This window comes from Citrobacter meridianamericanus (genome assembly GCF_041320245.1).
Classification (GTDB): domain Bacteria; phylum Pseudomonadota; class Gammaproteobacteria; order Enterobacterales; family Enterobacteriaceae; genus Citrobacter; species Citrobacter meridianamericanus.
Map to the genome: position 1 here is coordinate 3,442,159 of NZ_CP101036.1, position 11,575 is coordinate 3,453,733.

Consider the following 11,575-nt stretch of genomic DNA (forward strand, 5'->3'; position numbering starts at 1 on the left):
TAAGCCTGCATACCCGTCAGGCTTAACTTCAGTATATAAACTTCGCCAATGTTTTACCTGGTATAATGTAAAGAAGTTAAAAGAAATTGCACCTGCAATTGAGACTTTTCGGAAAAGAAGAAAGGCGGTCATTTGACCGCCTTTTTATTCAGCTTGCCTGCGACGAGGCATCTTCGGTCCCTGGCAGCGGCTCAGGTAACTGAGGCGCAAACCCACGCAGACCAACCACGTGAACGTGTTCAGTGTTCTGGAAGACTTTACGCACCAGTTTGTAGGTTGTGCCTTTCTCCGGGCTGATGTTTTCCGGCGCGGCGATAATCAGCTGCATTTGCAGACGTTCGCACAGTTCAAACAGGGTCGCGATAGAGCGCGCATCAAGTCGCGCAGCTTCGTCAAGGAACAGCAGACGGCAAGGAGAAATATCTTTCCCGCGCAGTCTACGCCCTTCATCTTCCCAGCTTTGTACGACCATCACCAGAATAGACATCCCGGTACCGATCGCTTCCCCCGTTGACAACGCGCCTGATTCAGCACGCAGCCAACCGTCAGAACCTCGGTTTACCTCAACTTCCATCTCCAGATAGTTACGGTAGTCCAACAGCTCTTCACCTATGGTTTGCGGCGTACGCTGTCCCATGTCAATCTGCGGATTCAGACGTTGATACAGCTTCGCCAGCGCTTCAGAGAAGGTCAGACGATTGCTGTTAAACAGATCCTGGTGCTGCTCATGCTGCTCGGAAAGTACGTCCAGCAAGGTGGCATGGGTCTCACGTACGTTGACGTTCAGACGCACGCTGTTTACCTGGCCAAACGACACGCTTTGCAGCCCCTGGTTCAGCATGCGAATACGGTTCTGTTCGCGCTGGATCGTCTTACGAATAATATTCGCCACGCTGCGAGAGCTGATCGCCAGCTTCTGTTCGCGGGAGGTTAATTCTTCCGTCAGACGGCTCAGTTCAATCTCCATCTGTTCGATGGCTTCAACCGGATCGTCGGTACGGATAATATCCTGGCGAATACGTTCACGCAGATGTTGGTAAACCGCGACAAAGAACTGAATTTTACGCTCTGGACGTTTTGGATCTTCAGACATGCGCAGCACATCGCGCAGATGTTCGTTATCCGCAACGGCCAGACGCAGCGCGCCGAGCGCCTTATCCGACATAGAGCGCAGTTCATCACCGGACAGATACGCCAATTCACGACGGTGCAGACGACGTTCAACACCGTTGTCTTTCACCATTCGCATTACCGCACACCATCCCGCTTTCGCAGTAACCACCTGCTCGCGCATCTCAAAATAATCGCGTTCCAGCTTGCGCAGCTTGCGGGTCAGGTTATCCATCTCCGCTTCGCAGAAGGTCAGCGCTTTTTCCAGTTGGTTGCGACGAGCGCGGTTGTTACTGAGCTGCGCATGCAGTTCATCACGACGGATACGCGCACGCTCTTCGGCACCGCTGTCCGCGCGAACGCCAATGTCCTGCAGTTCACGTTGTAAATCGTTAAGCAGCTCTTTTTTGGTGTCGTACGAGCTTTTCAGCGACGCCATGACCTGATTGTACTGGCTTAACTGCGCGGCGTGGCTGCGCAAAGCTTCACGGGCGCGGGTACGTTCAGCTTCCGCCTGTTCAAGACGTTCACGCAGTTTTTCGTTTAGATCGCTGTTACCGCTCAGCATTTCGGCCGAGTCGGAATAGCTAAAGTGCGCCCGGCGCTGCACCACTTCGGTCAGGGCAAAAGCCTGCTGACGCGCATCGCGCTGCATCTGCTGGGAATATGCGTAGTCTTCCTTCAGTTGTTCAAACTGCTCAGGGTCATTTTGCAGAACCGAAACCATCGGCTCCAGTTTGGCTAACTGATTGCCGTGCTGCTGCACAAAACGCGCTGCTTCCTGGGCTTCATCCAGACGCTCACGAATTTCGTCCACACGATCGGCCAACGTGTCATCTGCCAACAGATTCAAACGCGGCAGCAGACGGTTAAGAGCAGAAACCCCCTCTTTCGCCTGTTCAAACTGCATACGGCTTTGCTGATTATCATTTTCATGATTGGTCAGCGCACGTTCCAGTTCAACGCGACGGCCATTCAGTTGACGAATTTCCGCTTCCGGGTCGGCTTCAAACGCCACCGACAGATGGCTGCCGATAAAGCGGCTAAACGCCTGGTGCAGACGTTGGGTTTTCTGGACGTCAAAGGAGAGCGTTGCAAAACGTTCAGACAGCCCTTCACGCTCGGCATGCAGGGTTTCGATACGGCTTTCGCGCGCGGCACGACCAAAAATCGGCACCGTCGGGAAGCGGGAATAACGCCATTGACGCTCGGCGGTTTTTACTACTACCGCTTTTTCCAGCTCATCAACGCTGAAAACGCTGTCATCAAACGACTGAGGATCCCCTTCGATGAAATAGAGATCTTCCGGACAATCCGTCAGTCCTTCAAGCTGTTCGGTGATCAGCGACAGATCCGGCACCACGATAGCATGACGCGAAGGACCGTACAGCGCAGAGAAGTACGGCGCATCTTCAAGGCTAACATCGTCATAGATTTCAGACAGCAGAACGCCGCCGAAGCGTTCCGCCAGCGCGTTCAGACGCTGATCTTCCGCCCCGCCCGGCTGACTTAAACGTTCAATCTCTTCATCAACCGCATTTTTGCGCGCGCCGACTTCATCACGCTCAACAATGGCTTCACGCTCGCGCTCCAGCAACTGCTGCAGGTACTCGGTGACGTCCTGGCTGGAGGTAAATTCTTCGCCACACTGCTCGCTAAGCTGGTTCAGGCTATTTTGCGCGGCCAGCCAGACAGGCGCACGCTTCATCAGATGCTGGATACGAGACTGAAGTTGCTCCTGCTCCTGACGCAACGTCATACGTTGTTCGCTGGCAGAAGAGACGCTGTCAGACAAGGCGGCGATACGTGCTTCCAGCTCCTGGTGAAGCGCTTCCAGCTCATCGATGTCGAACTGTTTACCCTGACGCTTGCAGAATTCAGCCAGCAGACGCTCGGCGTCTTGCTGTTCGCGCAGACGCTGCTCCAGCTCGCTGAGGCGCATACGTAACGGCTGAACCTGCTCCGCCAGATGGCGCTGCTCAACACCTTCCCGCAACAGTTCGCGCGCCACGCTCCAGGCTTCACCGCGCGCCAGCGGACCGTTGATAGCCGCCACCAGCTGATAAGCCTGCTCGAACTGGCTGTGCGCGGTTTGTGCCACGCTCATTTTTTGTTCCAGCGTCAGCAGTTTTTCCGTGGCTTCCTGCTCTTTCGCCTGGAACGTCTCCAGCCATTCGACAGCACTGTCGGGCGTCAGATCCGGTAAGTGACAGAGCTCTTTCGCCCGATTTAGCGCCTGAATCGCCTGAGTGTACTGGATGGCGCGCGTTTGCTGGACATCCAGCGCTTGCTGGTAATCGGCAAGCTGGCTTTTCAGCTCATCTACTTCCAGTTCGGCGGCTTCCGCGCGGGCTTCGTTTTCATCCTGGCGGTCAACGGCTTCCGCGACCACCTCATTTTGTTCTTCGAGACGAACCTGCAGTTCTTCGAGATCCGCTTCGTAGCGTTCAATTTTTTCCTGCTGACGCAGCGCGGTTTGCACCAGATTCAGGTGATCGCTCGCAGCCTGATAATCGGCTTCCAGATCGCCTTCAGCGCCGTTATGCTCACCCAGTTCACGCGCCATATCCACATGCTTATACTGCTCTGCGGCCAGTTGCTTGCGTGAGGTATGCAGCTCACGGCGATATTCCAGCGCTTTATCAAGATGGATACGACGTTCGTTGGCGTGGCGCATATAATCTGCGGCCACATAGTTGGTCGCCTCGCTGATCAAATGCTTAAACAGGTCGCGATCAGACTGGGTTACGCGAATCGCTTCCAGCGTCATGCGGTTTTCACGTAGCGCAGCTTCCATATCCTGGAACGCTTTACGCACCCCACCGTTTTCCGGTAGCAGGTAGTCACGCAGCGAGCGGGTAATGGCGCTGGAGATCCCGCCGTACAGCGATGCTTCAATCAGGCGATAGAACTTACTGCGGTCTGAGGCTGAGCGCAGACGACGGGCGATGATGCCCAGATCGAACATCAGCGAGTGATAATCGGTTATCGAGTTGAACTGCTTAAACTGCACGCCTTCCATCTCATCAAGCTTCTCTTTCAGCTCAGAGAGGGGCAGCACGCGCGCCTGGCGTTCATTCAGTGTTTCCGTTACCAGTTGGGTTGGCTGCACGGACATCGGCAGTCCCTGAATGGCAAACGGTTTGATATCCACTTTACGATCGCGGCCAGCAACCTGCTGCAGACGCACACCCACGACCACACGCTGATGGCGCGAGTTGAGGACGTCAAGCATTGAGTAACAGACACCCGCTTTCAGCTTACCGTGCAGGCCTTTATCACGTGAACCGCTGGTTGCACCGGCTTCGGTGGTGTTACGGAAATGCAGCAGGGTCAAGTCAGGGATAAGCGCCGTAACAAATGCCGCCATGGTAGTGGATTTACCCGCACCGTTACCGCCTGACAGCGTGGTAACCAGTTCATCAAGGTCGAACGTACGGGCAAAAAAACCATTCCAGTTAATCAGCGTAAGTGAGCGAAATTTACCGCGTTCAATCATTATTCTTCTTCTCCACTGTCCAGCTGATTCTCTTCGGGCTCATCGTTGAGCTGCAGGCGGTTCTCGACCGGCATCGCTTCGCCATCACGAATTAAGCGACGCTGTGCTTCGCGCGGATCGTCACCGCTGCGCACATCCGCGCCAAAGCGGAAGACTGATTCCGTAATTCGGAATTTGCTGCTGTCATGACCCATAAACCACACCATGCCTAAACGGCGCAGGCGGTTTAGCGAAGAACGAACCTTTTCCTGGAGTTTCTGGCGATCAACGTCCGAACCGGTTGAACGGTTGTTCACCAGCTTCAGCAGTTTGGCTTCATCCGCCAGCGTCAGCAGCTCGTCATACAGCTCTTGCTGGGTAAAAATCCCTTCGTTCGCCAGGCGTTCCGGGCTGAGGTAGAGATAACAAAGAATTTTACCGACCATCATGTCCAGTTCAGACAGAACCGAACGGGGAATGAGCGTCGTTGAACGTGGACGAAGGTAGAAGAACCCCTCCGGCGCACGGATCAATTCCACGTTATAGCGGCTGTAAAACTCTTCAAAATATTCCTGAAAATCCATCAGGAAGGCATGATTATCCAGTTCATCCAGGCCGATATGACGGCCTGAACGTAAGGCGCTATCCAGCGCTGGAAATAACGGGTTCGCCAGCGCCTGCGCCAGCTTAACCGGCATCACTTGTTCAATATTTGTCAATGACATGCGCCTGTACCTTGGCTCCGTAATCATTAATCGGCTGCCATTTTGCGGGCAGTCCGGTGAAATCTGCTTGCGCTACGCCAAGACGTACCGCCTGATCAATAACAATACGCGCAACGTCGAAGTGACGGGCACGTGGGTATTGCGCCAGATACTCGCGCACGACCAAACCGAGATCCAGTGGTGTTTGTCTGGATTTGTAGATAGCCAGCTGTTCTTCGATGATCGCCGCCAGCTGTTCACGGATTTCGTTAAACTCTTCGTATTCCAGATCGGCCGGAAGCTCACCAGTGACCTCTTCGTCACGCAGTAGCATCTCTTCGTCGCGCATATCCAGCAGACGATCGGCGTTGGCATAGGTTAGCGCCCACGGTTCGTCAAAGTATGTCTGCACAGACTGGCGCAGACGCTGGGCAAAGACGCGGTTTTTATCCATATCGATCGCGGTACGGATAAACTTATGCACATGTCGATCGTAACCGATCCACAAATCAATAGATTGCTGGCCCCAACTGATAATGCGATCGAGCTTGCTTTGTAAGTCAAACACCAGCCGGTCGACAAAATGCAGATCGTCATGCGTCATCGTGGCGTCCTGAATGCGTAACAGGTTAGCCTGTAGCTTATCCCCTGCCGCTTCCAGCGTATCTTGCAATTCACGCAGCGTACCAGACGTTTCAGAAAGCAGCAGTTCACAGCTGGAAATCGCCGCTCGCCAGTCTTTGTTCAGCAACTGCGCGATATCGTCTTTTACCTGCTGCTGCTGTTCATCCATGATGCGCTGAGTCAGATCGATGCTGTCGAAAATCTCCGCCACCGAATATTTCAATGGCGCGTAGACGTTGCGATGCCAGTGAAACTCATCGCCACCTTCTTCCGCCGCATCCGCCGCGCGCTTCAGTTCACCGGCAACAATTGACAGCTGCATGGAAAGACGCAGCGTAGAGAATTCGCGCTGTCGAATATAGTAATCCGTGATGCCAATTCCGAGCGGCGTTAAACGATAAATGGCGTTGCCTTCAGCCTGCTCGCTGGTAAAGCGGTTCAGCAGACGTTGACGCACCATATCGTTGATCGCGTTGTTGGCGCGCACGCCGATGGTTTCGCTGGTTTGCTCAAACGCATCACTCACATGGCGGAACGCATCCACCAGCTCACCTTCACTCATCTCGCCGTCGAGTCGCTCACCGTTCAGTGTGGCGACAGCCAGCAGGAACGAAAGTCGGTCTACCGGCAGAGAGATGGAGAAGTCATTTTTTCTGGCCCAGGCAACCAGTTCGGGGACTGTCTGGGAAAATTCACTCATAAATTATCCTTGCATCTGCGGCTCGGGCCGGACGTTTAATCGCGGTGACGTGAATATAGCGCCCAAGGCTGATATACGGTTCCTGACGGCAATAGCGCGTTTCTAACTCAAGTAACATTTCGTAATCGTCATGCTGTTTGTGCTTATCTCGCAGATAATCATGAAACACGCGGACGCCCGTTTTACCGGTAATTTGCCAACCGATCTCTTCCAGCCACTGGTAGACCTGCCCCGGATCGCGTGGGTAATCCGGTGAAAGCGTACGCTTTTTACGTTTCGGCATCCCCACCTGAACATAGTCAAAGTTCCCTGCGACCATGTTGTGCATCAACAGACCGTTAGCATTGTAGAACATTAACGACAGCGCGCCGCCAGAACGCAGCACTGACCATAAACTCTGCAACACGCCGACCGGATCTGTCACCCACTCCAGCACAGCATGAAACAATATCAGATCAACCGGGCTTTCCAAATGCGAAGCAACATCCTGAGCGGCGCATTGTATAAAATGCATGTTTCCGCTCACACCTTTTGCCTCTGCCGCCTGTTGCGCACGAGCGATCATCTCGCCTGACAGATCGCATAATGTGACAAAATGTCCACGTTCTGCCATTTTAATGGCCGTTTGCCCTTCACCACCACCGGCATCCAGAATGTGCAGTTTTTGCTCACCGAACGAGTCCAGTAATCGATCCAGATCCTGCCAAAGGATAGCCTGCCTTAGTTGACCTTTGGTGGTGCCGTAAATGTTACGGGAAAACTTCTCTGCAATGTCATCAAAATTGCGATCCCGCATCGGGCTCTCCACATACTGGCTTTAGGGTGACTAAGTAAAACCGCTATTTTGTCACACCCACGCCAAGAAGGAACCTTCCTGGTGTAATATCCCTGCAGATCCCCTGCTGTATGGTTAAAAAAGGAACCAAAAAGCATGCTTTTTACGCTGAAGAAAGTGATGGGCGGTATGATGCTGCCGCTGCCACTGATGCTAATTATGATGGGTATAGGCCTGGCACTGATCTGGTTTAGCCGTTTTCAAAAAACAGGGAAAGTGTGTATTAGCCTGAGTTGGCTGGCGCTGTTACTTTTAAGTTTGCAGCCCGTCGCCGATAGCTTGTTGAAACCGATTGAGGATAGTTATCCAACCTGGCAGGATAAACAAAAAGTGGAGTACATTGTGGTGTTGGGGGGCGGATATACCTGGAATCCGCAGTGGGCACCAAGTTCAAACCTGATCAACAACAGCCTTCCACGCCTGAGTGAAGGTATTCGCCTATGGCGCGCAAACCCGGGATCTAAGCTTATCTTTACTGGCGCTGCCGCAAAAACTAATAACGTCAGTACCGCAGAAGCTGGTGCACGCGTTGCGCAGTCGCTGGGGGTGCCAGCCGATGAAATAATCACCCTGGATCAACCGAAAGATACCGAAGAAGAAGCCGCCGCGGTAAAACAGGCCATCGGTAACGCGCCGTTCTTGCTGGTAACCTCAGCCTCACACTTGCCGCGAGCGATGATCTTCTTCCAGCAGGCCGGGTTACATCCTTTGCCAGCGCCAGCTAATCAGTTAGCGATTGATTCTCCGCTTAATCCGTGGGAACGCGCGATTCCTTCACCCGTCTGGCTGATGCATAGCGACCGCGCGGGTTACGAAACGCTGGGGCGCATATGGCAGTGGCTAAAAGGTTCAGGCGAGCCACGGCAGCAGTGATTTCGTAGCCAGGTCAAAGTTGGAACGATTAAAACGCCCGGTGTTAACCAATTGCGCCACCTCATCCCATAACACATATAACCAGCGCCGCCAGATGAACGACTCCGCTACTGGCGCGCGCTGCAGGTATTGCCATAGCAGGCTTTCCGCCAGCGCATTATCCATTAAACGGAACAATTCATATTCCCTGGGTGCCCACAGCATCAAACCGGGTCCCACCATGGCCAGAAGCTGATCGCTACGGGCGTCTTTAAGCATGCTGCGTAAACTGAAATTACCATGGATCAACACGCAGTTATCATTGAATCCTTCAAATAAAGCGGGCAAACACTCGCGGGTCCGAAACAGGATCCGCTTGTCCTGCATCGTCAGCCCGGTATTGTTGAACTGACTTAACGTAGTCCACAGCACCTCAACTCGTTGACGATACCAGGATGGCCAGACATTCTCTTGCGTGTTATCCACCATTCCCACGCAGCCACGGCTATCCTGCCGATGCCATGACAGCAGACCTTCTACAATCTGATCCTTTAAATGTTCCCAACGTTCGGGCGTTCGGGCTGGCGCTTCAACCGGCACCCCGCGTAAACGTTCAAGCAGTAGCACATCGGGACCGGGATGCTCCTCGTGCGTTAAGACTCCATAAATAACGGGCATACGTACCGTTCCACTGCGCGCCAGCATCGAAGTTTTCCATGCCAGCTGCTGCGCCATACCCGGCGTAGTGAAACTTCTTGCCATCAGCGGCATTGGATTTCCCTGGCTGTCGTACAGTGCCCACAGGGCCGTATCCACTTTTTCATTCACGCATTCTATACGACTGAGTTTTTCGCCCAGCAGATGGCTGAGTTCGGCACGCAACTGTTCCATTTCAGATTGCCCTCATTAATGCTACTGCTTTCATAATGAGCGTCGTGCAGACAGATGTCACCCGGATGAGATCAATTGATGAAAAGAAAAGTGGAGGGAAAACGTAACGATACGACACTCCTCCCAAAAATTCGCATCACCGGGGGGAGTGTCATGAGAAAAACTAACGCATTTCAGCGCGCACGCGTTCAAGGTCTTCGGCAGTGTCTACGCCGGTTCCGGGGACTTCTTTTGCGACGGCAACGTGAATTTTTTCGCCGTACCACAGCACGCGTAACTGCTCCAGCATTTCAATATGCTCAAGCGGGCTGGGCTGCCAGTTAACATAGCGGCGGATAAACCCGGCACGATAGCCGTAAATACCCAAATGACGCAGGAAGGTGTCACCCACCGTTTCCAGGCTTTTGGCGAAACGGTCACGATCCCACGGAATGGTCGCGCGTGAAAAATAGAGCGCATACCCTTCGGCGTCCAGAACAACTTTTACCGCATTCGGATTAAAGGCCTCTTCCGCGCTGTGAATCGGGGCTGCAAGGGTCGCCATACCAACCTGGCGCTGCGCCAGATTCTCAGCGACCTGGCGAATAATGACCGCCGGGATCATCGGCTCATCACCCTGAACGTTCACAATAACGGTATCGTCGCTAAAGCCACATTTCTCGACAACTTCCGCCAGGCGCTCCGTACCGGACTGGTGATCCGCGCGAGTCATACATACTTCACCGCCTACCGCTTCTACCGCGCGAGCAACATCTTCGTGATCGGTCGCAACGATGATGCGTTCGGCGCCAGATTCACGCGCACGCTCCAGGACATGCACGATCATTGGCTTGCCGTTGATATCCAGTAGCGGCTTGCCCGGCAGACGAGTGGACGCATAACGCGCAGGAATAATGACCACAAAACTCATGATTTACTCTCATCAGCAGTCAGAATGCGGGCTTCGGTTTCCAGTAACACGGGAATGCCATCACGCAGTGGGAAAGCAAGGTTATCCAGTTTACAAATCAGTTCCTGTTTTTCCTGGTTAAACCAGAGTTTGCCATTGCATACCGGGCAGGCAATGATTTCAAGCAGACGATGATCCATAGTTCCTCCAGATGGACCGGATTGTGAATCCGTAAATATTAACATAATCGCTTACAGGGCTGGGTCTATTTCCCAACCATGGCTTGCATCAGCAAATAAACCTTCAGGATAGCGCCCCAGCGTTACGCGAGTTGCCTGCTGCCAGCGGGCAAAATCATCAATCGCCTGAAACAATCCTTTTCGCAAAGTGCCCCCTGGTTTGACGCCATCCTGCAACCACAGCGAAATAACCTCCAGTACGCCCGTTTTGCGGTGCATTTTGGCATCCATCCGCCCAACCAACTGCCCGTGATGCAGCAACGGCAAGACAAAATAACCATATTGACGTTTCGGCGCTGGCGTATAGCATTCCAGCCGATAGCTAAAGTCGAATAGCTGCTCTGCCCGTTTACGATCCCAAACCACCGGATCAAAAGGCGATAAAACAGCGCTATGGGTCGCCGTTAATTTACCCGCCAGCGCCTGTTCCAACTGCGGCTGAAGGTGACTATGCAGCCATAGCGTTCCCAGCCCTTCAACGTCGACAGGAATAATTTGTTGCTGTTCTTTGCGCACCTCACACCAGCTTTTTAGCGCCGGGCGCTTCAGTCGGTAATAGTCTGCCAGCCACTGTTCGCGAAAAATCCCCAGACTGCGGGCGCTGTTATCCAGCATGACGCTTTCAGCATCTTCCTGCGAAAGTAGGTCGCGTTCATCATCCCAGTGCGGCATGACGCGATGGGTTAAATCATACACGCGCTGGAAATTACGCCGTTCAACTACCATGACTTTCCCGGCAGTGAACAAGCCTTCAAGATGGCGTTTGTGCGGTTTCCATTCCCACCAGCCGCTGGCACCCTTGCGCGGATGCTCAAAATCGACAGAGCGTACTGCTCCGTTATGCTGGATGTGCTGGAGCAGTTGCTCGATCTCCTGCGCATGTTCTTTCATCCACGCCGCTTGATACTTCCAGCCCATTTTCTCCGGGGCCAGCATGCGGTGGCGGATCAACATAAAGTCGCTGCGTGGCAAAAAGCAGGCCTCATGCGCCCAGTATTCGATCAATTCACCCTGCAGGAGTGAGTCATCCAGCCACTGGGGCGAGTAATTGCCCAAACGACTAAACAGCACCAGATAGGGGCTACGCGCGACAATATTGATGGTATCGATTTGCAGTAACGACATGCGCGAAATGGTGGGAAGAATATCTGCAGGCGTTGCCCGGCGGCGTGTTTTTTTCAGCAGCCCCTGGGCCGCAAGGTGAAGATGGCGGGCATCCGTCAGAGAAAGACGCGGCAACGACATTTATGGCC

Annotated in this window: 9 protein-coding genes; 1 reads left to right on the forward strand and 8 read right to left on the reverse strand. The window is 53.5% G+C overall.

Annotated features, from left to right (window positions below; translation table 11 throughout):
• Positions 1–148 precede the first annotated feature (148 nt).
• The 4 genes from mukB to cmoM are packed head-to-tail and all read right to left on the reverse strand — an operon-like array spanning position 149 to position 7,412.
• A complete protein-coding gene (gene mukB / locus NMD08_RS16980) occupies positions 149–4,609 on the reverse strand; it encodes a chromosome partition protein MukB (RefSeq protein ID WP_187259758.1) in 4,461 nt (1,486 codons plus the stop codon).
• Positions 4,609–5,313 (reverse strand): chromosome partition protein MukE, encoded by a 705-nt coding sequence (gene mukE / locus NMD08_RS16985; RefSeq protein ID WP_370618634.1) that lies wholly within the window; start codon positions 5,311–5,313, stop codon positions 4,609–4,611. Before mukE ends, mukB begins: the two co-directional genes overlap by 1 nt.
• Complete coding sequence (gene mukF, locus NMD08_RS16990) at positions 5,294–6,616, reverse strand: chromosome partition protein MukF (protein WP_151217928.1); 1,323 nt, start codon at positions 6,614–6,616, stop codon at positions 5,294–5,296. The genes mukE and mukF overlap by 20 nt, the downstream gene beginning before the upstream one ends.
• On the reverse strand, positions 6,609–7,412 hold the full coding sequence (gene cmoM / locus NMD08_RS16995; protein WP_151217927.1) for a tRNA uridine 5-oxyacetic acid(34) methyltransferase CmoM: 804 nt from the start codon (positions 7,410–7,412) through the stop codon (positions 6,609–6,611). The genes mukF and cmoM overlap by 8 nt, the downstream gene beginning before the upstream one ends.
• A gap of 135 nt (positions 7,413–7,547) precedes the next feature.
• Between cmoM and elyC the strand changes: the two genes are divergently transcribed.
• A complete protein-coding gene (gene elyC, locus NMD08_RS17000) occupies positions 7,548–8,324 on the forward strand; it encodes an envelope biogenesis factor ElyC (RefSeq protein WP_187252716.1) in 777 nt (258 codons plus the stop codon).
• Here the strand turns inward: elyC and NMD08_RS17005 are convergent.
• The 4 genes from NMD08_RS17005 to NMD08_RS17020 all read right to left on the reverse strand — a co-directional run bounded on the left by NMD08_RS17005 (position 8,301) and on the right by NMD08_RS17020 (position 11,567).
• A complete protein-coding gene (locus tag NMD08_RS17005) occupies positions 8,301–9,194 on the reverse strand; it encodes a YcbJ family phosphotransferase (protein WP_151217925.1) in 894 nt (297 codons plus the stop codon). The two genes, elyC and NMD08_RS17005, sit on opposite strands and share 24 nt — an antisense overlap.
• A gap of 163 nt (positions 9,195–9,357) precedes the next feature.
• A complete protein-coding gene (kdsB, locus tag NMD08_RS17010) occupies positions 9,358–10,104 on the reverse strand; it encodes a 3-deoxy-manno-octulosonate cytidylyltransferase (RefSeq protein ID WP_016152452.1) in 747 nt (248 codons plus the stop codon).
• Complete coding sequence (gene ycaR, locus NMD08_RS17015; RefSeq protein ID WP_151217924.1) at positions 10,101–10,283, reverse strand: protein YcaR; 183 nt, start codon at positions 10,281–10,283, stop codon at positions 10,101–10,103. The genes kdsB and ycaR overlap by 4 nt, the downstream gene beginning before the upstream one ends.
• A gap of 51 nt (positions 10,284–10,334) precedes the next feature.
• Positions 10,335–11,567, reverse strand: coding sequence for a winged helix-turn-helix domain-containing protein (locus NMD08_RS17020; RefSeq protein ID WP_370618637.1), 1,233 nt, complete (start codon positions 11,565–11,567; stop codon positions 10,335–10,337).
• Positions 11,568–11,575 lie beyond the last annotated feature (8 nt).

What these genes read in the sequence shown, in the direction of transcription:
- mukF (WP_151217928.1), bottom strand. Translation starts at nt 6,616, where the DNA reads ATGAGTGAATTTTCCCAGACAGTCCCCGAACTGGTTGCCTGGGCCAGA.
- mukB (WP_187259758.1), bottom strand. Translation starts at nt 4,609, where the DNA reads ATGATTGAACGCGGTAAATTTCGCTCACTTACGCTGATTAACTGGAAT.
- NMD08_RS17005 (WP_151217925.1), bottom strand. Translation starts at nt 9,194, where the DNA reads ATGGAACAGTTGCGTGCCGAACTCAGCCATCTGCTGGGCGAAAAACTC.
- mukE (WP_370618634.1), bottom strand. Translation starts at nt 5,313, where the DNA reads ATGTCATTGACAAATATTGAACAAGTGATGCCGGTTAAGCTGGCGCAG.
- NMD08_RS17020 (WP_370618637.1), bottom strand. Translation starts at nt 11,567, where the DNA reads ATGTCGTTGCCGCGTCTTTCTCTGACGGATGCCCGCCATCTTCACCTT.
- kdsB (WP_016152452.1), bottom strand. Translation starts at nt 10,104, where the DNA reads ATGAGTTTTGTGGTCATTATTCCTGCGCGTTATGCGTCCACTCGTCTG.
- cmoM (WP_151217927.1), bottom strand. Translation starts at nt 7,412, where the DNA reads ATGCGGGATCGCAATTTTGATGACATTGCAGAGAAGTTTTCCCGTAAC.
- elyC (WP_187252716.1), top strand. Translation starts at nt 7,548, where the DNA reads ATGCTTTTTACGCTGAAGAAAGTGATGGGCGGTATGATGCTGCCGCTG.
- ycaR (WP_151217924.1), bottom strand. Translation starts at nt 10,283, where the DNA reads ATGGATCATCGTCTGCTTGAAATCATTGCCTGCCCGGTATGCAATGGC.